Raw genomic sequence first — 20883 nt, 5'->3', positions numbered from 1 at the left:
CCCGCTGCCGGGGCGAGCCCTCGCCTCACCCGGACGTCAGCATCACGATATGCCCGTCCGGGTCGCGCAGCAGGGCGCCACCGCCCAGAGCGGATCGCGATACCGACCCGGCCGGGACGAGCCGGCCGGCATGGGTGGCGCAGACGGCCGCGAGATCGTCAGCGTCGGCCATCGCGATCACCAGCCGGGTCGCCGCCACGTCGCCGACCGCGAGGTCGGAGACCGGCCGCGGATGGTCGCCGCGGTAGCACAACAGCTCGACATGCGGCGGCCGGCCGTCCGGGAAGCCCAGCCCCGTCACCTCGACGGTCGGGGCGGGGACGGCATCGAGGCGGGCCTGTTCGGGCCCGGTATTGAGCGAGCGCGACGCGATCGTGAGCCCGAGCGATTCGTAGAACGCCACGCTGCGGGCGGTGTCGGCGACCGAGATCGCCGAGTGGTCGAGGCCGAGGCAAGGATCGAGGGAAGGATCGAGGCAAGGATCGGCCGCCCCCGGCCGTCGCCACGCCTCGGGGATCGCGTCCGGCGGGAAGGCCAGGAATTCGAGCGGGTGGCCCTCGGGGTCGCGGAACTTGAACGCCGTCACGCCGCCCGAGGCGGCGGGCAGCCGCACCGGGCCGTCGGTCGAGATCGGGCGCCAGCCCGGATGCGCCGACAGGCGGGCATGGGCTGCGCCCATGTCGGCGACGATGATGGCGCAGTGCTGGAACAGCGGGCTGAAACCCGGCACGTTGCCCGGATAGGGGCGGCCGTCGGGCGCCGCCACGAGGTCTAGGCGCTGGTCGCCGAGGCGCAGGGGCACGACCCGCGCCGGCCCGGCCCCGATCGCCTCCGCGTCGCGAAAGCCGAGCGCGGCGCGGTAGAACACGGCCAACCTCTCCGGATCGGTGGCGTTGAGCGCGATCCGGGCGAGGCGCCGGGCTCCTCCGAGGGTGCTCACGGCGTCTGCACCCCGCGCCGGTCGAGGAAGATCGCGTAGAGCGTGTGCGAGCCGCCGATGAACAGGCGGTTCTTGGTCGGGCCGCCGAAGGTGATGTTCGAGACCGGGTGCGGCACCAGGATCTTGCCCATCAGCTTGCCCTCCGGGCTGAGGCAATGCACCCCGTCGGCCGCGCTCGACCAGACGTTGCCGTCCTCGTCGACGCGCATCCCGTCGCAATAGCCGGGTGAGATCGTGTGGAAGATGTCGCCGCCCGACAGGGCCCCGTCGGGCGCGACGTCGAAGACGCGGATGTACTGGCGCGGATCCGGCTTCGACTGGTCGCCGGTCTCGGCGACGTAGAGCCGGCGCTCGTCGGGCGAGAAGGCGAGGCCGTTCGGCCCGTCGAAGTCGCCGGCCATCACCTGGATCTCGCCCGTCCGCGGATCGAAGCGGTAGAGGGCGGGCGGCTGCTCGGAACGCTGCCGCCCGCCCTCGTAGTCGTTCGAAATCCCGTAGACCGGATCGCTGAACCAGATCGTCCCGTCGGACTTCACCACCACGTCGTTGGGCGAGTTCAGGCGCTTGCCGGCATGGCGCTCGACCAGCGTCGTGACCGTGCCGTCGTACTCGGTGCGGGTGAGGCAGCGGCCGCGATGCGAGCAGGCGATCAGCCGGCCCTCGCGGTCCCGGGTCTGGCCGTTGGCGTAGTTCGAGGGCGCGCGGTAGACCGAGAAGCCCGCCCCCTCGATCCACCGCATTGTGCGGTTGCGCGGCAGGTCCTGGAACAGCAGGCAGTCGGCATCGCCCATCCAGACCGGGCCCTCGATCCAGCGGAAGCCGGAACCCAGCTCCTCCAGCGGCGCGTTCGCCAGGACGTAGTGCTTGAAGCGCTCGTCGTGGATCTCGAACCCGTCCATGCGATCACCGGAACCGGCAGGCCGCGCCGGTGGTCGGCGCCGAATCGTACTGGATGATCATCAGCACCGCCGGCTCGTCCCCGACCGTGCCGGAGCGGTGGCCCGTCTTGCCGTCGCGCTCGCGGACGTTCTGGTCCTCGCCGAACGAGATCTCGCCCGGGCCCATCTCGACCCGGGTGCCGTCCATCGATTCGACGAACCAGCGGCCCGACAGCGGGACGATCCATTGCGGCTTCGGGTTCGGGTGCCAGTCGCCGGTCCAGCCGACGGGCTGCACGGTCACGAACACCGTGGCGCCGTCATGGGTCTTCTGCCCCTGCCATTGCGGCGGGGCCGGCGGCGACATCGACTTCTTCTCGAACTCGGTGAAGGCGCAACGCGTCTGGTGGCTGATCCCGTCCGCATCGGCCCAGAGGTGCCAGTAGGGGACGGTGGGGCTCGCATCGCTCATCGGGCGGTCTCGCTGACGCTGTAGGGCTTCGAGGAGGCGAAGGGGTGCGAGAAGAACGTCTCGACCGTCGCCGCCCCGGTGCCGAAGGTGACGAGCAGAAACCCGCCGGCGAGCGCGAGGTTCTTCCAGAAATCCCAGAAAAGCTCGCGCCCCTTGCCGCCGGACCAGAAATCGCCGGGCTTCCAGAACTGCTTCCACAGGAGCGCCGTGACGCCGCAATAGCCGGCGAGCACGAAGGCGGCGAAGCGGTCGGCGATGCCGGTGAGGACGCCGAGCGACATCACGATCTCGACGAACAGGCCGGCCAGAATCAGCGCCGTGGCGGGGGCGGTGGCGTGCACCGCCTGTTTCGCCTGCCCTACCGCCCCGCGAAAATTCAGGATCTTGTCGAGGGCACTGAACGGCAGAAAGAGCGACACCAGGAGGAGCCGGACCCCGAAGGCGACCGCGATGCTGAGAGATGCCATCCGTGTCCGACCCCGCCGCCCTGTTTCGCGTGTGCGAAAAGCTAAGTGGGGCGGGTCGACGTTGGCGCCAGCCCCGCCATATCCGCCTCGCACGGGCAAGCGGCCCTGCGTCAACCTGCGGCTTTCCGCAGCGGAGGGGACCCGCCGATGAGCGAGAACCGGCACTACGACGTCGTCATCGTCGGCTCGGGGCCCGGCGGCGGCACCATGGCGTGGCGGCTGGCCCAGACCGGCAAGCGCATCCTGCTGCTCGAGCGCGGCGACTACCTGCCGCGCGAGCGGGAGAACTGGGACAGCCAGGCCGTCTTCGTCGATGCCCGCTACCAGGCGCCCGAGACCTGGTACGGCGCCGACGGGTCGAGCTTCCATCCCGGCCTGCACTACTTCGTCGGCGGCAACAGCAAGGTCTACGGCTCGGTCCTGCTCCGCCTGCGCGAGAAGGATTTCGGTCAGATCCGCCATCCGGACGGGATCTCGCCGGAATGGCCGGTGAAGTACGACGTGTTCGAGCCCTACTACCAGGCGGCGGAGGAACTCTACTACGTCCACGGCCAGCGCGGCGAGGATCCGACCGAGCCGCCGTCGAAGAAGCCCTACGCCTACCCGCCGATCACCCACGAGCCCCGGATCCAGGAGCTGTTCGACGGGCTGAAGCGCGAGGGCCATCACCCGTTCCACCTCCCGGTCGGGGTGCGGCTCGACGAGCGGGACGGCAAGCCGCTGCCGCACTCGGCCTGCATCCGCTGCGATGCCTTCGACGGTTATCCGTGCATCACCAACGGCAAGGCCGATTCGCAGGTCACCTGCGTCGATCCCGCGCTCGCGGCGCACGACAACCTCACGCTGATGACCAATGCCTACGTCGAGCGGCTCCTCACCGATCCGGCCGGCCGGACGGTCACCGGCGTCGAGGTCAAGCGCGGCGACACGACCGAGGTGTTCACCGGCGACATCGTGGTAGTGGCCTGCGGCGCGCTTTCCTCGGCGCTCCTGATGCTGCGCTCGGCCAGCGACGCCCACCCGCACGGGCTCGCGAACCGGTCGGGCCAGGTCGGCCGCAACTACATGCGGCACAACAACTCGACGGTGCTGGCGATCTCCCGCACCCCGAACCCGACCCGGTTCCAGAAGACGCTCGGCCTCAACGACTTCTACTTCGGCGCCGACGACTGGGATTACCCCCTCGGACACATCCAGATGGTCGGCAAGTCGGATGGGGTGCAGATCCGCGGCGAGGGCCTGCCGGGCTTCCTGCAATGGTTTCCGGAAAAGCCGTTCGACTGGATCGCCGCCCATTCCCTCGATTTCTGGCTCACCACCGAGGACCTGCCGATCCCGCAGAACCGCATCTTCTACGAGAACGGCAAGGTGCGGCTCGACCTGACGCAGACCAACGAGGAGGCTTTGCACCGGCTTAAGGGAAAGCTGCGCGACCTCTGCTCCAGGCTCGAGATCCACCCGCACCTGTTCGACCGCTCGCTCTATCTCGGCAAGGACGTGCCGATCGGCGGCACCGCCCACCAGGCCGGGACCCTGCGCTTCGGCACCGACCCGGCGACGTCGGTCCTCGACCTCGACTGCAAGGCGCACGAGCTCGACAACCTCTACGTCACCGATGCGAGCTTCTTCCCGTCGATCGGCGCCGTGAACCCGACCCTGACGATCATCGCCAACTCGCTGCGGGTGGCCGACCACATCATCGGGCGGCTGGGGGCGTAGCGCCGCCCCTTTCCGGATCCCCGCGCGCACCTCTCGTTCGAGGCGGGGGAGCGGATCGCGCAAGGCGGCGCGCACCGCGCGCATAGGTGGCGCGCCGCGTCCCGGGCTATGACGGGGGCGCCCTCAGAGGAGCCCCCGCATGCCCCTGGACCCCGCCCTGCGCGACCGCATCATCACGGCCGTGGCCGACGGCTTTTCCGAGCAGATCGCCCACACCCAGGCTCTGATGCGCTTTCCCTCGATCCGGGGCGACGAGCAGGCGATCCAGGATTTCGTCTTTCGCAGCTTTCGCGACCGCGGCTATGCCATGGACCGCTTCGCCATGGACCGGGCGCAGATCGAGGCGCATCCCGGCGGCGCCAAGTTCAGCCCGGAGCATTCCGAGGCGCCGATCGTCGTCGGCATCCACCGGCCGCGGGCGGAGACCGGGCGCTCGCTGATCCTCCAGGCCCATGTCGACGTGGTGCCGCCGGGCCCCGCCGACCTCTGGACCCGCCCGGCCTTCGAGCCGGTGGTCGAGGGCGACTGGCTCTACGGCCGCGGCGGCGCCGACATGAAGGCGGGGCACGCCGCCAACCTGTTCGTCCTCGACGCGCTGCGGCGCATCGGCCTCCAGCCCGCCGCGACGGTGACGCTGCAATCGGTGGTGGAGGAGGAATCGACCGGCAACGGCGCCCTGATGACCCACCTGCGCGGCTATCGCGCCGACGCGGTGCTGATCCCCGAGCCGGAGGAGGAGATGCTGGTGCGCGCCAATACCGGCGTGCTGTGGTTCCGGGTCGAGGTCCGGGGCCGGCCGGTCCATGTCCGCGAGATGGGCACCGGTGCCAACGCCATCGACGCCGCCTACCGGGTGATCGGTGCGCTGCGGGCGCTGGAGGAACGCTGGAACGCCGACAAGGCCGGGCGCCCGCATTTCGAGGGCGAGGCCCATCCGATCAACCTCAATATCGGCCGGATCGAGGGCGGCGACTGGGCCTCCTCGGTGCCGGCCTGGTGCCGGATCGATTGCCGCATCGCGCTCTATCCGGGGGTGAGCGCGGCGGAGGCCGCCCGCGAGATCGAGGCGGCGGTGGCGGCGTTCTCCCGCGACGACGCCTTCCTGTCGAACAGCCCGCCTAGCGTCGGCTTCCACGGCTTCTTCGCCGAGGGCTACGTGCTGGAGGAGGGCTCGGAGGCGGAGGCCGTGCTCGGCCGGGCGCACGAGGCGGCGACGGGGGCGGCGCTGAAGAGCTTCATGACCGCCGGCTACCTCGATACCCGGGTCCACGCCCTCTACGACCGGGTGCCGGCGCTCTGCTACGGCCCGAAGAGCGAGAACATCCACGGCTTCGACGAGCGGGTCAGCCTCGCCTCGCTCCAGCGCATCACCACCGCGATGGCGTTGTTCGTCGCCGAATGGTGCGGGACGGAAGCCGCCTGAGCGAGACGCGGCGACGGGGCCGCCGAGCCTCCGTCGCCGAGACCCTCACTCCTTCAGCGCCGCCACGAACTCCCGCACGTTGTGGCGCATCATGTCGAGATAGGTCGTGGCCGGGCCGCCGGGCTCGGACAGGGCGTCGGAGAAGACCCGGCCGCCCGCCTTGGCGCCGCTCTCGCGGGCGACCTGCTGCATCAGCCGCGGATCGGAGACGTTCTCGAGGAAGACCGCCGGGATCCTGTCGCGGCGCACCTGCCTGACGATGGCGGCGACGTCGCGGGCGGTGGCCTCGCTCTGGCTCGACACCCCCTGCGGGGCGAGGAAGCGCAGGCCGTAGGCCTTGGCGAAATAGCCGAAGGCGTCGTGGGTGGTGACGATGCGCCGGCGCGCCTCGGGGATCGCCGTCAGCGCGGTGCGGATCTCCGCGTCGAGGGCGTCGAGCTGCGCCAGATAGGCCGTGGCGTTGGCCGCGTAGACCGCCTTGCCGGCCGGATCGGCCGCCGAGAGGCCGTCGCGGATCGCCGCGACGTAGCGCTTGGCGTTGGCGACGTTCTGCCAGGCATGGGGATCGACGGCGTGGTCGTGCGCGTGGGCATGGTCCTGCGCGCCCTCGTCCTCCTCGATCGGGACCACGCCCCTGGCGGCGACCACGACCGTGGCCTTCGTGCCCGACGCCTTGATCAGGCGGTCGATCCAGCCCTCGAAGCCGAGGCCGTTGACCACGACGAGGCGGGCGGCCGCCACCGCCTGGGCGTCGGCCGGGGCCGGCACGAAGCTGTGGGCGTCGCCGTTCGGCCCGACCAGGGTGGTGACCGCGACCCGCTCGCCGCCGACCTGGCGCACGAGGTCGCCGAGGATCGAGAAGGTCGCCACGACCCGGGTCGTCTCCGCTTTTCCGGCCTCCGCCTTCGCGGGTTCGCCTGCCGCCGGGGCGGCGCCGGCGGTCTGCGCCCCGGCGGGCGCTCCCCACCCCAGGACCAGCGCCAGCAGCAGCATCGCGAACCTCACCCCACGCATCGCACCGTTCCCCCACTCGATTCCGCGCCCCCCCTAGGCCGGTGGGTCAAAAATTGCAACATTGTTACACTCGTGGGACGCGCCCGAGCCGGGCCCGCCCTCAACCTGGATCGAGGACGGGCCGGCCCCGGTGCGTCCAGGGTGCGCGGGTCACGCCGTTCCTGCCCGCTCCCGCTCGGACGGTGTCACCGGCCGGCCGGAGCGTTGCGCGGGCGCGGTGCGAGCCGGCCCGCCGCCGTCCCGCCGAAGCCTCGCGGGGACCGGCGGTTAGGTCTTCCTTAACCATGACTGGCGATGGTCCGCTCAACTGAACCATGAGGAGGTCGGGATGGATCACATCGAGACCAGCATCCGCGAGCGCGCCTACGCCCTGTGGGAGCGCGACGGCCGCCTGGACGGCCGCGACGCGCATTACTGGACCCTGGCCGAGCAGGAGCTGCGCGGCGCGAGCGCGGCGCCCGTCGCCGTGCCGGAGAGCGCCACCGCGCGAGTTCCTGCCGAGCAAGTTACCGCTGTGCAAGTTACCGCGGTGGAAGCCCCCGCCGCGGAGGCGCCCGTGACCGAGGCCGCCGCCAAGCCTGTCCGCAAGCCGGCGGCCCGCAAGCCCGCCGCCCGGAAGGCCGCGGCCGAGACCCCCGCCGCCAAGGCGGTGGTGAAGGCGGTGGCCGACATGGCCGACATGGCCGAGACGGTGGCGAAGCCCGCCCCGCGCCGGCGCCGTCCCGCCGCGGAAGCCGTCACCACCCACTGAGGGGAAGCGCGCGATCGATTTCGCGGCGCACGGCGCACGGCGCGTCCCGCTCTTCCGCTCCTTCGCGTTTCAGCCCCTTCCGCCCTGCGGGAGGGGCTTTTCGTCGTGGGCCGGCCGGGCCGGTGCCGCGCCGCGCCGGAGCAGGCGCCACAGGGCCGCGACCAGGGCGACGTCGAGCAGGGCGAGGACCGCCAGGACCGCCAGCGTCGCGTCGGCCCCGCGATGGGCGATCAGCCAGGCGGCCCCGGAGGGCGCGAGCGCCTGCGCGGCGAGGCTCGGCTTCGCGATCCGGCCGAGGAGCGCGGCGTAGCGCTCGGGCCCGAACAGGACGAGGGGCAGGGTGCCGCGGGCGATCGAGTAGAGTCCGTTGCCGGCGCCGTAGACCACCAGCACCAAGCCGGGCGCGAGCAGGCCGCCCCACAGCAGGACGAGGCCGAGCGCCATCAGGCCGACCGCCGCGGTCAGCGTCCAGATCGGGTGGTGGCGGCTGCGGTTGGCGACCTCGAGGAGCCGCGCGCCCACCTGCGACGGGCCGATCAGGGTGCCGAGGGAGACGGCCGCCGCCAGGGTCAGGCCCCGGTCCTGGAGCAGCGTCAGCAGGTGGACCGACATCACCGAGGTGGCGACGCTGGTGCAGGTCGCCACCGCGGCGAGCACCAGGAAGGTCGACCGCTCCCCGGCCGCGAGGGCGACGTCGGCCCGGGTGCCGGGAGCCGGGGGCGGCCGCGGCGTCGCCCGCGGGACCAGGGCGAGGATCAGCGGCACCGACAGGGCGACCTGCAGGGCGGCATAGGTCAGGCAGGTGCCGCGCCAGCCGAGATGCGCCAGCAGGAAGGCCGAGAGCGGCCAGCACACCGTGCTGGCGAAGCCGCCCCACAGGGTCAGCGCCGTGATCGACGGCCGGGCATCGGCCCCGTAGAGCCGCCCGAGGGTGGCGAAGGCCGCGTCGTAGAGCCCCGACCCCATGCCGAGCCCGATCACCAGCCAGGCGAGGGCGAAGACCGGCAGGTTCGGCGCCGCCGCCAGGAGCGTCAGCCCGGCGGCGAAGAGGCCGGACGACACCGCCAGCACCGGCCGGCCGCCGTGGCGCCCGATCAGCCGCCCGGCGAGCGGCGCGACGGCGCCCGCCGCCAGCATGCCGGCGGTGAGGCTGCCGAAGATCCACGCCAGCGGCCAGCCGGTCTCCGCCGCGATCGACGGCCCGAGCACCGTCAGCAGGTAGTAGCTGCAGCCCCAGGCGAAGATCTGCGTCACGCCCAGGGCCGAGATCACCGGCCAGCGCCGTGGCGCGCTCACGGGGTCCGTCCCCCGTCCGGGCCCGGCATGCATGCGGTGACGGGGTCCATGGCGGCGGCCTCCCGGCGCGGGCGGGCCCTCGCGTCCGGCCTCCTCGTCCCGCATCCTTTGCCAATCTCTAACGACTTCGCGGGACACTCGTCCACAGGGTCGTGCGGGCTTGTGGAACATCCCCGGAACGCCCATCTAAGATGCTGATTTGCTTCGTTTTCCGCGTTCGTCGGCCCCGCCCTTCAGGCTGGTGCTCGAAGGCGAAATCGGCTAAGCCTGCCGGCAACGAGATGTGAGCCCGCGCGGGCCGCGACGAGAGACAGACCTTGGCAGAGAACGACCCGACCGGCGCTCCCCCGCCCGCGACCGACATCAAGCCCGTCTCGATCACCGACGAGATGCGCCAGTCCTACCTGGCCTACGCGATGAGCGTCATCGTCAGCCGGGCGCTGCCGGACGCGCGCGACGGCCTGAAGCCGGTGCATCGCCGCATCCTGTACTCCATGTACGAGAACGGCTACCTGCCGGACCGCAAGTACGTGAAGTCGGCGCGCATCGTCGGCGACGTGATGGGTCAGTACCACCCGCACGGCGACCAATCGATCTACGACGCCCTCGTCCGCATGGCGCAGGACTTCGCCATGCGGCTGATGCTGGTCGACGGCCAGGGCAATTTCGGCTCGGTCGACGGCGACCCGCCGGCGGCGATGCGCTACACCGAATCGCGCCTGGCCAAGCCCGCGATGTCGCTCCTCGAGGACATCGACAAGAACACCGTCGACTTCAACCCGAACTACGACGAGTCGAAGGACGAGCCGGCGGTCCTGCCCGCCCGTTTCCCCAACCTCCTCGTCAACGGCGCCGGCGGCATCGCGGTCGGCATGGCGACCAACATCCCGCCGCACAACCTCGGCGAGGTGATCGACGGCTGCATCGCGCTCATCGACGACCCGGCGCTGACGATCGAGGGCCTGAACGACATCATCCCGGGCCCGGATTTCCCGACCGGCGGCGCGATCCTCGGGCGCTCGGGCACCCGCTCGGCCTACATGACCGGCCGCGGCTCGGTGATCATGCGGGCGAAGTCCCACATCGAGGAGCTGCGCAAGGAGCGCGAGGCGCTGATCTTCACCGAGATCCCGTATCAGGTGAACAAGGCCTCGCTGGTCGAGAAGATCGCCGACCTCGTGCGCGAGAAGCGCGTCGAGGGCATCGCCGACCTGCGCGACGAATCCGACCGCGACGGCATGCGCATCGTCGTCGAGCTGAAGCGCGACGCCGTCGCCGACGTGGTCCTGAACCAGCTCTACCGCTACACCCCGCTGCAGACGAGCTTCGGCTGCAACATGGTGGCGCTGAACGGCGGCCGGCCCGAGCTCCTCAACATCAAGGACCTGATCCAGGCCTTCATCGACTTCCGCGAGGAGGTCGTGTCGCGCCGCACCAAGTTCCTGCTGAACAAGGCGCGCGAGCGCGCCCACGTCTTGTGCGGTCTCGCCATCGCGGTCGCCAACATCGACGAGGTGATCCGGCTGATCCGCACCTCGCCGGATCCGAACTCGGCCCGCGAGGCCCTGATGTCCCGCGACTGGCCGGCCGAGGACATCGCGCCGCTGATCGCGCTCGTCGACGACCCGCGCCACCGCCTGCGCGAGGACGGCACCTACCGCCTGTCCGAGACCCAGGCCCGCGCCATCCTCGACCTGCGCCTGCAGCGCCTGACCGCGCTCGGCCGCGACGAGATCGGCGACGAGCTGAAGCGCCTCGCCGACGAGATCGCCGACTACCTCGACATCCTGCGCTCGCGCGCCCGCATCATGGGCATCGTCAAGCACGAGCTGGCCGAGGTCCGGGCCGAGTACGCGACCCCGCGCAGGACCGAGATCCTCGACTGGGATTCGAGCGTCGAGGACGAGGACCTGATCCAGCGCGAGGACATGGTCGTGACCGTGTCGCATGCCGGCTACATCAAGCGCGTGCCGCTCTCGACCTACCGGGCCCAGCGCCGCGGCGGCAAGGGCCGGGCCGGCATGTCGATGCGCGACGAGGATTTCGTCACGCGCCTCTTCGTCGCCAACACCCACACGCCGGTGCTGTTCTTCTCCTCGCAGGGCCAGGCCTACAAGGAGAAGGTGTGGCGGCTGCCGCTCGCGGCGCCGAACGCGCGCGGCAAGGCGCTCGTCAACATCCTGCCCCTCGACCAGGGCAAGGAGCGCATCACCACCATCATGCCGCTGCCCGAGGACGAGGCGTCCTGGGAAACGCTCGACGTGATGTTCGCCACGGCGTCGGGCAGCGTGCGGCGCAACAAGCTGTCCGACTTCGTGCAGGTGAACCGCAACGGCAAGATCGCGATGAAGCTCGACGAGGGCGACCACATCGTCCACGTCGAGATCTGCACCGAGGCCGACGACGTGCTGCTGACCACCGGCGCGGGCCAGTGCATCCGCTTCCCGGTCACCGACGTGCGGGTGTTCAAGGGACGCGACTCGACCGGCGTGCGCGGCATCAACCTCGCCAAGGGCGATCGCATCATCTCGATGACGATCCTGCGCCACTTCGAGGCCTCGCCCGAGGAGCGCCAGGCCTACCTCAAGCGCGCCAACGCCGACCGGCGCGCCACCGGCGAGGCGATCGAGCTGCCCGCCGCGCCTGAGCCGGAGGCCGAGGAGAACGCCGCCGCGATCGACCTCGACCAGGACCGCTACATCGCCATGGGGGCGGCGGAGCAGTTCGTCCTCACCCTGTCGGAGCGCGGCTTCGGCAAGCGCACCTCGTCCTTCGAGTACCGGATCTCCGGCCGCGGGGGGAAGGGCATCAAGGCGATGGAGGTCAATGCCCGCAACGGCACCCTCGTCGCCTCGTTCCCGGTCGAGACCAGCGACCAGATCATGCTGGTGACGGATGCCGGCAAGCTGATCCGCGTGCCCGTCGACGACATCCGGGTCGTCGGCCGCGCCTCGCAGGGCGTCACGGTGTTCAACACCGACAAGACCGAGAAGGTGGTGTCGGTCGAGCACATCGAGGGCGAAGGCGAGGCGGAGGCCGATGTCGAGGGCGAGGCCGGGGAGGGCGAGGAGGCCTGATCGGGGGCGTCCATCGCGCAGGATGACGCGACGCCGCGTCCGCCAGGGTCGTCCCTGCGGGCGCGGCGTTCGTCGTTCTGCAGGCTTCGTTCTCCCTGCGTCGATCCCGCGCCCCGCACGGGATCCCGCACCCCGGCCCGCCCGGGGACGGGGGCCGCAGGCCGCCCCGGGGCATCGCGGGCGGGCGTCGCGGCGAGCCAAGCGAGTGTCGCTGGCGTGGCAGCGGGGCGGGGGGACGGCGGCGATAGTCGGGGCACCAGGATTGGCTTTCGGAGGCCACCGATGCTCGACGTGACGCCGACCCCCTTGCAGCGCCTCCTGCGGGAGCGCCGTCGCGGCTACAGCCTGCCGGCCGCGTTCTACGTCAGCCCGGAGATCTTCCAGGCCGACATGGACGTCATCTTCGGCCGGCACTGGATCTATGTCGGCGTCGCGCCCGACGTGCCGGAGGCCGGCGACGTCATGGTGGTCGATATCGGCACCACCTCGGTGGCGATCGTGCGCGACGACGACAACGAGATCCGCGCCTTCCACAACGTCTGCCGCCACCGCGGCGCGCGCCTCGTCCACGAGGAGAAGTCGACGGTCGGCAACCTCGTCTGCCGCTACCATTCCTGGACCTACGACCTGACCGGCGACCTCGTCCACGCCGACCACATGGGGCCCGACTTCAAGAAGGGCTGCCACGGCCTCAAGCCGGTCCACATCCGCTCCCTCGCCGGCCTGCTGTTCATCTGCCTCGCCGACGAGCCGCCGGCGGATTTCGACGAGATGTCGGCCCGGCTCACCCCCTACATCGCGCCCCACGCCATCGAGAACACCAAGGTCGCGTTCCAGAAGGACATCATCGAGCCCGGCAACTGGAAGCTCACGATGGAGAACAATCGCGAGTGCTACCATTGCGGCGGCAACCATCCCGAGCTGACCGTGCCGCTCTTCGCCTACGGCTTCGGCTTCGCCCCCGAGGAGATGAGCGAGCATGACCGCGCCGAGGCCGAGCGCTACGGCTGCCTGCTCAAGACCCGGCACGCCGAGTGGGAGGCCGACGGCCTGCCCTCGCGCGAGATCGACGAGCTCGACACGATGATCTCGGGCTTCCGCACCGAGCGGCTGCCGCTCGACGGCGAGGGCGAGTCCCACACCCTCGACACCAAGGCGGCCTGCAGGAAGCTGCTCGGGACGCTCACCAACGCCAAGCTCGGCGGCCTGTCGGTCTGGACCCAGCCGAATTCCTGGCACCACTTCCTCGGCGACCACATCGTCACCTTCTCGGTGTTGCCGCTCGACGCCGAGCGCTCGCTCCTGCGCACCAAGTGGCTGGTCCACAAGGACGCGGTCGAGGGCGTCGATTACGACCTCGCCAACCTGACCGGCGTCTGGGAGGCCACCAACGACCAGGACAGCGAGCTCGTCGGCATCTGCCAGCAGGGCGTGAAGAGCCCGGCCTACGAGCCCGGTCCCTACTCGCCCAACACCGAGATGCTCGTCGAGAAGTTCTGCAACTGGTACGTCGGCCGCATGGCCGCGCATCTCGAGCGCTGACGATGGCGTCCGCCCCCGCCCCGCGCGAACCGGCCGCCGCGCGCCTCGCCGCCAGCACCCCCTGGGATGCGGAGGCCGACGACACCCTGGTCTGCCTCGCCGTGCGCCAGGAGACGCACGACGTGAAGACCTTCGTGCTCGCCGCGCCGGAGCCCCGGCGCTACGCCTACGCGCCGGGCCAGTTCCTGACCTTCGCCTTCGAGATCGGCGGCGAGACGGTTCATCGCTGCTACACCCTCTCCTCGGCGCCGACCCGGCCGCACGCCGTGTCGATCACCGTGAAGCGCGTGCCGGGCGGGCCGGTCTCGAACTGGCTGCACGACGCGCTGAAGCCCGGCGACACCGTGCGGGCGCTCGGGCCGATGGGCGAGTTCACCTGCTTTGCCCATCCGGCGCCGAAATACCTGCTGCTCTCGGGCGGCAGCGGCGTCACCCCGATGATGGCGATGGCGCGCACCTTCCACGATCTCGGCGAGAGCCGCGACGTCGCCTTCGTCCACTCCGCCCGCACGCCCGCCGACATCGTCTTCCGCGGCGAACTGGAGACGATGGCCCGCCTCGACCCGGCCTTCCGTCTCCACGCGATCTGCGAGGCCGACGCGCCCGACGAGGTGTGGGCCGGACCGAAGGGGCGGCTGTCGCCGGCGATCCTGCGCGAGGCGGTGCCGGACTTCCTCGAGCGCGAGGTCTTCGTCTGCGGTCCCGCCCCCTACATGGCGGCGGTCCGCGCGATGCTCTCCGAGGCCGGCTTCGACATGGCCCGCCACCACGAGGAGAGCTTCGACTTCGGCGCGTTGCCCGAGGCCGACCGCGCGGCGGCGGCGCAGGCCGAGCAGGCCCTCGACGCCGAGGCCCGGGACCAGCCGCTTGCCGCGCCGGTCGTCCGGACCTTCCGGGTCGAGTTCGCCAAGACCCGCCGGGTGCTCGACTGCCCGGAGGATTCGACGGTGCTCGACGCCGCCCGCAGGGCCGGGATCCGGCTGCCCTCGTCCTGCGCCAAGGGCCTGTGCGGCACCTGCAAGTCCAAGGTCACCTCCGGCACGGTTGTGATGGCCCATGCGGGCGGCATCCGCCAGCGCGAGATCGACGCCGGCATGGCGCTGCTGTGCTGCTCCAAGCCCACGAGCGATCTCGTCGTCGAGCGCTGAGGGGCGGGTGCCGGCCCGCGCCGCGCCCCGTTCCCCGCCGCGAGCTCCCGTTCCTCGCCCAAAATTCCTCGCCAGAGCCTTCGGGAGTCGTCCCGTGATCGCCAATGCCGACGCGCTTCTGAAGCCCCTCACCATCAAGGGCCTCACCATCCGCAACCGGGTGATGTCCACCAGCCACGCGCCGGGCTACGGCCGAGACGGCAAGCCGCAGGAGCGCTACCAGCTCTACCACGCCGAGAAGGCGAAGGGCGGCATCGGGCTCACCATGTTCGGCGGCTCGTCCTCGGTCGCGCCCGACAGCCCGGCCGCGCCCTGGAACCAGATCTCGGTCGCCGACGATTCGGTGATCCCGTATTTCCGCCAGTTCGCCGACCGGGTGCACGAGCACGGCGGCAAGCTGATGATCCAGCTCACCCATATGGGCCGGCGCACCAAGTGGGACACCGAGCACTGGCTCCCCACGGTCTCGCCCTCGCCCCGGCGCGAGCCGGCCTCCCGGACCATCCCCAAGGAGATGGAGGAGGAGGACATCGCCCGGGTGGTGAAGAGCTTCGCGCAGGCCGCGCGCCGCTGCCGCGAGGGCGGGCTCGACGGCTGCGAGGTCTCGGCGGCGCACGGCCACCTGATCGACCAGTTCTGGTCGCCCAGCGTCAACCAGCGCACCGACAAGTACGGCGGCAGCCTGGAGAACCGGATGCGCTTCGGCATCGAGGTGCTGGAGGCGATGCGGGCCGAGGCCGGCGACGACTACGTCATCGGCATCCGCATGTCCGGCGACGAGATGATCGCCGACGGCCTCAGCCAGGAGGATTGCCTGGCGATCGCCACCGAGTACGCCAGGCGCGGCCTCGTCGACTTCCTCAACGTGCTCGGCGGCCAGGCGCGCGACCACATCGCCCATGCGATCTCGCTGCCCAACATGTCGTTCCCGGTGGCGCCGTTCCTGTTCCTGCCGAGCGCGATCAAGCGCGAGGTCGACGTGCCGGTGTTCCATGCCCAGCGCGTCACCGATCTCGCCACCGCGGCCCGCGCCGTCGCCGACGGCCATGTCGACATGGTGGCGATGACCCGCGCCCACATCGCCGACCCGCATCTGGTGAAGAAGCTCTCCGAGGGGCGGGCCGACGACATCCGCCAATGCGTGGGTGCGGGCTATTGCATCGACCGGATCTATGTCGGCGGCGACGCGCTCTGCATCCAGAACGCCGCCACCGGCCGCGAGGCGACGATGCCGCACGAGATCCGCAAGGCGGATGTGCGCCGGCGCGTCGTGGTGATCGGCGCCGGGCCCGGCGGGCTCGAGGCGGCCCGGGTCTGCGCCGAGCGCGGCCATGCCGTGCTGCTGTTCGAGAAGAGCGGCCAGGCCGGCGGCCAGATCGGGCTCGCGGCCAAGGCCGGCTGGCGCGAGGCGATGTCGGGCATCCCGCGCTGGCTCGTCGCGCAGGTCACGAAGCTCGGGGTGGACCTGCGGCTCAACACCGAGGCGACCGAGGCGGCGGTCCTCGCCGAGAAACCCGACGTCGTCATCGTGGCGACCGGCGGCACCCCGTTCCGCGGCCACGCCAAGGGCGCCGGGCAGCACGCGGTCACCACCGCCGAGGTGCTGTCGGGCGCGGTCGAGCCGACCGGCTCGGTCCTGCTCTACGACGAGATGGGCCAGCACAACGCCTCGTCGGTGGCCGAGCTTCTCGCCAAGCGCGGCTGCCTCGTCGAGGTCGCCACCCACGACCGGATGGTGGCCGAGGAGGTCGGCACCACCAACCAGCCGATCCACCTGCGCGAGCTCTACAAGCTCGGCGTCGTGATGACGCCGAACATGGAGCTGATCGAGATCTACCCCGAGGGCAACCGCTTCGTCGCGGCTTTGCGCAACACCATGACGGATGCCGAGGAGGAGCGCCTCGTCGACCGGATCGTGGTCGATCACGGCACCCTGCCGGTGGACGAACTCTACCGGGCGCTGAAGGCCTCGTCCGTCAATCGCGGCCAGACCGACCAGGACGCGATGCTGCGCGGCGAGCCCCAGCCCTACGACCTGTCCCAGGGCTACGCCCTGTACCGGATCGGCGACGCGGTGGCCGGCCGCAACATCCATGCGGCGATCTACGACGCCCTGAGGCTGTGCAAGGACCTCTGACGCCGCTCGGCTCCCGCTCACCCCGATCCCGCCGCCCGCTCCCGGACGACATGGCATGACCAGCCCCGTCTCGTTGACCACGGTGTTCCCCGGCCTCGTCTGGGCGATGGCGGCGCTCGCCCTCGTCCAGGTCCTGCGCCGCGCCGCCCTCTGGCGGGCCGGGGCCGCCGCCTCCGTGCCGTGGCTCTCCGGCCTCGCCAGCCTGCCGCGGCGCTACCTCGTCGACGTCCACCACGTCGTCGCACGGGACGGCTACGCCTCGCGGATGCACGCGGTCGTGGCCGGCGGGATGCTGGCGGCCTCGCTCCTGACGGCGCTCGCGATCCTGCCACCGCTCGGCGGCTTCCGGCCCTACTGGGGCGTCGTCGCGGCGGCCTTCGGGGTCATGGCGGCGGGTTCCCTGATGGTCGGGGCGCGGCGCTACCCGGTGAAGAAGCCCCGCCTCTCCGCCGGGCGGTTCCAGATCCTGCCGGTCCTGCTCCTCGCCTACGCCCTCGGCGGCACGCTCACCGCCCTGCTGCTGGCCCTCGGCGCCGGCGCGATCGCGCTCCCCTTCACCCTGGCGCTGGCGGCCGCCGGCGGGCTCGGCCTGGCCTTCGAGGTGCGGCACGGGCCGATGCGCCACGCCGCGGCCGGCGCGCTCCACCTCGTCGCCCATCCCCGGCCCGGCCGCTTCGCGGGCCGCCCCGACACCGCGCTCCAGCCCCTCGATCTCGACGCGCCCCGCCTCGGCGCCGAGATGCCGGCGGACTTCACCTGGAACCGGCTCCTGTCCTACGACGCCTGCGTCAGCTGCGGGCGTTGCGAGACCGCCTGCCCGGCCTTCGCGGCGGGCCAGCCCCTGAACCCGAAGAAGCTGATCCAGGACCTCGTCGCCGGGCTCTCGCCAGCGGAACCCGCCTATGCCGGCGCGCCCTATCCGGGCGGCCGGGACGCGCGGGGCGGGCGCGGGGCGCTGATCGAACTCGTCGGGCCCGAGGCCCGGATCCACCCCGACACGCTGTGGTCCTGCACCACCTGCCGGGCCTGCGTCGAGGAATGCCCGATGATGATCGAGCATGTCGACGCCGTGGTCGCCTTGCGCCGCAACCAGACCCTCGAACTCGGGGCCCTGCCCGAGAAGGCGGTCGGCCCGGTGACCGAGCTGCGCCAGGCCGGCGAGGCCGGCGGACGCCCGCTCGCCGCCCGCACCGATTTTGCCGCCGGCCTCGACCTGCCGGTGCTGGCGCCCCGCGGGCGGGCGGACGTGCTGCTGTGGCTCGGCGAGGGCGCCTACGACCTGCGCTACGGCCGCAGCCTGCGCGCCCTGGTGCGGCTCCTGCGGCAGGCCGGCGTCGATTTCGCGGTGCTCGGTCCCGAGGAGCGCGATACCGGCGACCTCGCCCGGCGCCTCGGCGACGAGGCGACCTTCCAGGCCCTCGCCAGGGCCAACATCGCGACCCTGGCCGCCCACGATTTCGGCCGCATCGTCACCGCCGATCCGCACGCGCTCCACGCCCTGCGCAACGAGTACCCGGCCTTCGGCGGCCACTACGCGGTGGTGCACCACACCGCCTTCCTGCTCGAGCTGATCCGCGCCGGGCGCCTGACCCCGGGCCGCCTGGCCGACGTCTCGGTGACCTACCACGACCCCTGCTACCTCGCCCGCTACAACGGGGAGACCGAGGCGCCCCGCGCCGTCCTCGACGCGATCGGCGTCTCGCGGGTCGAGATGGCCCGTTCGGGCCGCCGGGCGATGTGCTGCGGCGGCGGCGGCGGCGCGCCGGTGAGCGACGTGCCGGGCGAGCGCCGGATCCCGGACCTGCGCATGGCGCAGGCTGCGGAGACCGGGGCCGGCATCGTCGCGGTCGCCTGTCCGTCCTGCACGGCGATGCTGGAGGGCGTGCCCGACCGCAAGGCCGAGATCCGCGACATCGCCGAGCTGCTGCTCCAGGCGGTGGAGGCGGGACGATGACCCGCCCGCGCCGCGACCCCCGTGCCGAGCGCGCCGCACTCCTCGTCGCCCCCGGGGAGGGGACCCGCCCCCGCCTCGACCGGACCGTCCGCCGGGACGGCGGGCGGCCGCGCCGCGACCCCCGGCGCGAGCGCGACGGCCAGCGCGTGCCGGGCATGCTGCGCCCGCGCTACGACCTGAGCCAGGTCGCGCGGCCCGAGGCGGGACCCGTCCACGAGGCGCCGCGCGCGGTGCAGGCCCCGGTACCGACGGTCGTCGTCCTCGACGCGCCGGCTTTCCTGGTCTTGGTCGTGCCCGACGCGGCGGGGGGCCGGCTCTCGCCCCACGACCGCCAGGTCCTCGGAGCCGCCCGCGTGCTCGCCGGCCGCGAGGGCGGCGTGGCGCTCCTGGCGCCCTGGACCTGCGAGGGGAGCGGGCCGGCCGGCGCCGACCGCCTGGTCCGGCTCGACGACCCGGACGGCGGCGATTCCCGGGACTGCGATCCTGGGGGCTACGATCCCGCGGGCCGGGCGGCCCGGGTCGCGGCGGCGATCGCGGACCTCCGGCCCCGCCACGTCCTGTTTCCCGAATCCCCCGACGGCGGCGACCTCGCCCGGCGCGTCGCGGTGCGGCTGCGCCAGCCGCTGTTTTCCGACGTGGAGAGCGTCGCCGCCGGGGCGCTCGCCCGTCCGGCGCGGGGGCGCCGCGTCGAGCAGCGGACGGCGCCGGGGCTCCTCGCCACGCTCGCGGCCGACGCGGTGGCCGAGTATGCCGGACCGCCGCGCGAGGCGCGGGAGATCCCGGTCCGCGTCGAGACACCGGCCGGCACGGGGCCCGCGATCCTGTCGGCGACGACGATTCCCGCCGATCCCGCCACGGTGCCCCTCGGTCTGGCGAGCTTCGTCGCGGCCGCCGGCAGCGGCGTCACCGACCTGGCGACCTTCCGGGAGGTCGTCGCGGCCCTGCACGCGACGCCGGGCGCGAGCCGGGTCCTGTGCGATGCCGGGCTGATGCCGCGATCGAGCCAGGTCGGCGCGTCGGGCACCGTGCTCGCCGCGACCTGCTACGTCGCGCTCGGCATCTCGGGCGCCCCCCAGCACCTGCAGGGCGTCGCGGGCTGCGAGTACGTGGTCGCGGTCAACACCGACCTGCACGCGGCGATGATCGAGCGCGCCGGCCTCGCCATCGTGCAGGACGCGCAAGCCGTCATGCCGGCCCTGCTGCGGCTCCTGGCGCAGGACGCCGGCCCGACGGGAGACGCCCCATGAGACTCGCGGTTCTCCTCTCGGCCGGCCGTCATCCGGTCTCCGGCGTCCCCGTCCTGCCCCGGCTGGAGGCGCAAGCCATCCGCCTCGCCGTCGGGCTCGGCGAGGTGCACGAGGTCGTCGGTCTCCATGCCGGCCCCGACGTCGCCGCGGTGGCCGAGGGCCTGGGCCAGGGGCTTGCCCGGATCGAGCACCTGACCGTCGCCGCCGAGGCCGATCCGGTGCCGTCGCTCGCCGCGCGCCTGGCGGCGCTCGCGCCCGACCTGATCCTCGCCGGACGGCGCGGGCAGGGCGGGCCCGAGACCGGGCTCGTGCCCTACGGGCTGGCCGAGGCGCTCGGCCTTCCGCTGATCCCCGACGTCATCGGCCTCGCCCCCGCGGCGGCGGGCCGGCTGAGCCTCGACCAGAGCCTCGGCCGCGGCGCCCGGCGGCGGGTGATCGTCGGCGGTCCCGTCCTGGCGACGGTGCATCCCGACGCACCGGCGCCGCTCGCCTACGCGTATGGCCGGGCGCGCCGCGGTGCGCTCGAGCCCGTCGCGGTCGCGCCGGTCGAGGTGTCGCCGGGGCTCGCCGCGGAGGCGGGCGCCCTCCCGGCGATCGAGGAACGGCCCTATCGCCGCCGGCCGAAGCTGGTGAAGGGCGCACCCGCCGGCGGCTCGGCGGCCGAGCGCCTGAAGGCGGCGACCGGGGAGGCGGGGGCCTCGGCCGGCGGTCGCCTCCTGGTGCAGCCCGATCCCGACGAGGCGGCGCGCGAGATTCTCGCTTATCTGCGTCAGGTCGGCGTGCTCGCCGCACCCCGTCCCACCGACGATCCACGATGA

General features: G+C 72.3%; 16 protein-coding genes. 10 read left to right on the top strand and 6 right to left on the bottom strand.

Annotated features, from left to right (window positions below; translation table 11 throughout):
• Nucleotides 1-25: 25 nt before the first annotated feature.
• The 4 genes from BMX97_RS24695 to BMX97_RS24680 are packed head-to-tail and all read right to left on the bottom strand — an operon-like array spanning nucleotide 26 to nucleotide 2757.
• Nucleotides 26-940 (bottom strand): VOC family protein, encoded by a 915-nt coding sequence (locus tag BMX97_RS24695; RefSeq protein ID WP_091753861.1) that lies wholly within the window; start codon nucleotides 938-940, stop codon nucleotides 26-28.
• Complete coding sequence (locus tag BMX97_RS24690; protein WP_091753860.1) at nucleotides 937-1839, bottom strand: SMP-30/gluconolactonase/LRE family protein; 903 nt, start codon at nucleotides 1837-1839, stop codon at nucleotides 937-939. The genes BMX97_RS24695 and BMX97_RS24690 overlap by 4 nt, the downstream gene beginning before the upstream one ends.
• A 4-nt stretch (nucleotides 1840-1843) precedes the next feature.
• A complete protein-coding gene (locus BMX97_RS24685; protein ID WP_091753859.1) occupies nucleotides 1844-2290 on the bottom strand; it encodes a cupin domain-containing protein in 447 nt (148 codons plus the stop codon).
• Nucleotides 2287-2757, bottom strand: a complete 471-nt coding sequence (locus tag BMX97_RS24680; protein WP_091753858.1) for a DoxX family protein — start codon at nucleotides 2755-2757, stop codon at nucleotides 2287-2289. The genes BMX97_RS24685 and BMX97_RS24680 overlap by 4 nt, the downstream gene beginning before the upstream one ends.
• 147 nt (nucleotides 2758-2904) lie before the next feature.
• Between BMX97_RS24680 and BMX97_RS24675 the strand changes: the two genes are divergently transcribed.
• Together BMX97_RS24675 and BMX97_RS24670 are read left to right on the top strand one after the other, a co-directional pair.
• Entirely contained in the window at nucleotides 2905-4476 is a 1572-nt protein-coding gene (locus tag BMX97_RS24675) for a GMC oxidoreductase (RefSeq protein ID WP_091753857.1), read from the top strand.
• 139 nt (nucleotides 4477-4615) lie between these two features.
• On the top strand, nucleotides 4616-5899 hold the full coding sequence (locus BMX97_RS24670) for an ArgE/DapE family deacylase (protein WP_091753856.1): 1284 nt from the start codon (nucleotides 4616-4618) through the stop codon (nucleotides 5897-5899).
• A 45-nt stretch (nucleotides 5900-5944) separates the two neighbouring features.
• On the opposite strand, the gene BMX97_RS24665 is transcribed toward BMX97_RS24670, so the two are convergent.
• The gene (locus BMX97_RS24665; RefSeq protein ID WP_091753855.1) at nucleotides 5945-6892 is read right to left on the bottom strand and encodes a metal ABC transporter solute-binding protein, Zn/Mn family; all 948 of its coding nucleotides are present in this window, start codon (nucleotides 6890-6892) and stop codon (nucleotides 5945-5947) included.
• Between the two features lie 349 nt (nucleotides 6893-7241).
• Here BMX97_RS24665 and BMX97_RS33155 point away from each other — a divergent pair, with 349 nt between their 5' ends.
• A complete protein-coding gene (locus BMX97_RS33155) occupies nucleotides 7242-7664 on the top strand; it encodes a DUF2934 domain-containing protein (RefSeq protein WP_177202342.1) in 423 nt (140 codons plus the stop codon).
• Nucleotides 7665-7733: 69 nt separating this feature from the next.
• On the opposite strand, the gene BMX97_RS24655 is transcribed toward BMX97_RS33155, so the two are convergent.
• The gene (locus tag BMX97_RS24655; RefSeq protein WP_091753854.1) at nucleotides 7734-8960 is read right to left on the bottom strand and encodes an MFS transporter; all 1227 of its coding nucleotides are present in this window, start codon (nucleotides 8958-8960) and stop codon (nucleotides 7734-7736) included.
• A 317-nt stretch (nucleotides 8961-9277) separates the two neighbouring features.
• On the opposite strand from BMX97_RS24655, the gene gyrA reads away from it, so the two are divergent.
• From gyrA to BMX97_RS24620, 7 genes are all read left to right on the top strand, one after another.
• Nucleotides 9278-12037 carry a DNA gyrase subunit A gene (gene gyrA, locus BMX97_RS24650; protein ID WP_060848983.1) on the top strand — a complete coding sequence of 920 codons (2760 nt, stop codon included), beginning with the start codon at nucleotides 9278-9280 and terminating at the stop codon, nucleotides 12035-12037.
• A gap of 282 nt (nucleotides 12038-12319) precedes the next feature.
• A complete protein-coding gene (locus BMX97_RS24645) occupies nucleotides 12320-13579 on the top strand; it encodes an aromatic ring-hydroxylating oxygenase subunit alpha (RefSeq protein WP_091753853.1) in 1260 nt (419 codons plus the stop codon).
• A gap of 2 nt (nucleotides 13580-13581) precedes the next feature.
• Nucleotides 13582-14727 carry an FAD-binding oxidoreductase gene (locus tag BMX97_RS24640; protein ID WP_091753852.1) on the top strand — a complete coding sequence of 382 codons (1146 nt, stop codon included), beginning with the start codon at nucleotides 13582-13584 and terminating at the stop codon, nucleotides 14725-14727.
• A 94-nt stretch (nucleotides 14728-14821) separates the two neighbouring features.
• A complete protein-coding gene (locus tag BMX97_RS24635) occupies nucleotides 14822-16864 on the top strand; it encodes an NADH:flavin oxidoreductase (RefSeq protein ID WP_091753851.1) in 2043 nt (680 codons plus the stop codon).
• A 55-nt stretch (nucleotides 16865-16919) separates the two neighbouring features.
• Nucleotides 16920-18818 carry a DUF3483 domain-containing protein gene (locus tag BMX97_RS24630; RefSeq protein ID WP_091753850.1) on the top strand — a complete coding sequence of 633 codons (1899 nt, stop codon included), beginning with the start codon at nucleotides 16920-16922 and terminating at the stop codon, nucleotides 18816-18818.
• Entirely contained in the window at nucleotides 18815-20065 is a 1251-nt protein-coding gene (locus tag BMX97_RS24625; RefSeq protein ID WP_091753849.1) for an electron transfer flavoprotein subunit alpha/FixB family protein, read from the top strand. Before BMX97_RS24630 ends, BMX97_RS24625 begins: the two co-directional genes overlap by 4 nt.
• Entirely contained in the window at nucleotides 20062-20883 is an 822-nt protein-coding gene (locus BMX97_RS24620) for an adenine nucleotide alpha hydrolase family protein (RefSeq protein WP_091753848.1), read from the top strand. The genes BMX97_RS24625 and BMX97_RS24620 overlap by 4 nt, the downstream gene beginning before the upstream one ends.

The sequence above is a fragment of the Methylobacterium sp. ap11 genome (assembly GCF_900110515.1).
Lineage (GTDB): Bacteria > Pseudomonadota > Alphaproteobacteria > Rhizobiales > Beijerinckiaceae > Methylobacterium > Methylobacterium ajmalii.
This window is presented reverse-complemented; position numbering and strand designations above follow the sequence as displayed.

Coding starts and splice junctions, on each gene's coding strand:
- BMX97_RS24690 (WP_091753860.1), bottom strand. CDS start 1,839: ATGGACGGGTTCGAGATCCACGACGAGCGCTTCAAGCACTACGTCCTG.
- BMX97_RS24685 (WP_091753859.1), bottom strand. CDS start 2,290: ATGAGCGATGCGAGCCCCACCGTCCCCTACTGGCACCTCTGGGCCGAT.
- BMX97_RS24680 (WP_091753858.1), bottom strand. CDS start 2,757: ATGGCATCTCTCAGCATCGCGGTCGCCTTCGGGGTCCGGCTCCTCCTG.
- BMX97_RS24675 (WP_091753857.1), top strand. CDS start 2,905: ATGAGCGAGAACCGGCACTACGACGTCGTCATCGTCGGCTCGGGGCCC.
- BMX97_RS24670 (WP_091753856.1), top strand. CDS start 4,616: ATGCCCCTGGACCCCGCCCTGCGCGACCGCATCATCACGGCCGTGGCC.
- BMX97_RS24665 (WP_091753855.1), bottom strand. CDS start 6,892: ATGCTGCTGCTGGCGCTGGTCCTGGGGTGGGGAGCGCCCGCCGGGGCG.
- BMX97_RS33155 (WP_177202342.1), top strand. CDS start 7,242: ATGGATCACATCGAGACCAGCATCCGCGAGCGCGCCTACGCCCTGTGG.
- BMX97_RS24645 (WP_091753853.1), top strand. CDS start 12,320: ATGCTCGACGTGACGCCGACCCCCTTGCAGCGCCTCCTGCGGGAGCGC.
- BMX97_RS24640 (WP_091753852.1), top strand. CDS start 13,582: ATGGCGTCCGCCCCCGCCCCGCGCGAACCGGCCGCCGCGCGCCTCGCC.
- BMX97_RS24630 (WP_091753850.1), top strand. CDS start 16,920: ATGACCAGCCCCGTCTCGTTGACCACGGTGTTCCCCGGCCTCGTCTGG.
- BMX97_RS24625 (WP_091753849.1), top strand. CDS start 18,815: ATGACCCGCCCGCGCCGCGACCCCCGTGCCGAGCGCGCCGCACTCCTC.
- BMX97_RS24620 (WP_091753848.1), top strand. CDS start 20,062: ATGAGACTCGCGGTTCTCCTCTCGGCCGGCCGTCATCCGGTCTCCGGC.